General features: G+C 46.1%; 1 protein-coding gene. It reads right to left on the bottom strand.

Annotated elements, in window-relative coordinates; all coding sequences use genetic code 11:
* The coding region (locus STRDD12_RS07955; protein ID WP_197456674.1) for a GBS Bsp-like repeat-containing protein at nt 1-1,047 on the bottom strand (1,047 nt) is incomplete at both ends.

Genomic DNA, 1,047 nt, shown 5'->3' with positions numbered 1-1,047 from the left:
TTTGTTCATTGAAGAGCGCTGCGACAGAATACCAACCATTGTTATTGGCATTATAAGGATCCCGCACATAAGTATTGCCATTTGAGTAACCGGCAAAGACCATCTCATGCGTGCCATTTCGGACAAATTTATTGTTCTGAACAGCCCCCAAGACATAATGCCCTTCTTGCAAGGCATTGACAAGACCCGCATAAGAACCTAAGTCAGTCACTGTCATCCCATAATGGCTTGCTGCTGCAAAAATACCACTTGAGCTCGTTCCCGCACCAATTTTATTAAAGGTATTGGTGTTGTTGTAGAGATAGCTAGCCACTTCGGTTGGCAAAACTGTTCGGCCATCTAAGGCCGATAAGACCATTGCGATAGAAGTTGGTACACAGCCAGCATAACCCATGTTATAAGCACCAAAGTAAGTCTCAGCCCAACGACTGTCGCGTTGAGAATAGTAAGGCAGGTCAAAATTTGATCGTGACACTTCCATGTTTGTCGCCAAAAGACCGGTATTGCCTTGGTAAATATGCACATGATAGAGACCAGTCTCACCATGGGTCTTTGCATCCACGGTAATGGTCCAAGTATAATCGCCAGCTTTTCCGGCATTATACCAACGCAAATCGTTTTGACCATTGACATCTCCCCAGACGGCCACTTTGACCTGCTCTGGCTGAACCACATCCGAAATCGTAATCCGGTAAACCCCTGTTCCTTCATAGCTGGTCGCTACTTGAGGGATATAGTTGGTTTTATTTAAGGTGTAACTGCCGAGATTGACCCCATTTGATGACCCGTTATCATAGGTCACATAGGCATGAACTGTATACAAACCAGCGTTGTACTTATGATTGCGTTGGTCAACGGTCAGCGAGAAGCTTCCCTGATCCCCAGTGGTCACATACCAGTGCAAGTCACTTTGATCAGCTTTTGTCCAAGCCGCCACTTGCAACTTGGTCACTTTCCGACTGAGATTGCTTTCACTAACAACCACTCGCAAGGTGCCTTCTTGAGACTTGGCATCAATAACTTGTACCGTCGCCGCCTCAGTAGTGA

The organism is Streptococcus sp. DD12 (genome assembly GCF_001578885.1).
Lineage (GTDB): Bacteria > Bacillota > Bacilli > Lactobacillales > Streptococcaceae > Streptococcus.
Note: the sequence above shows the minus strand (reverse complement) of the source record. Positions and strands in the feature narration are given on the sequence as shown.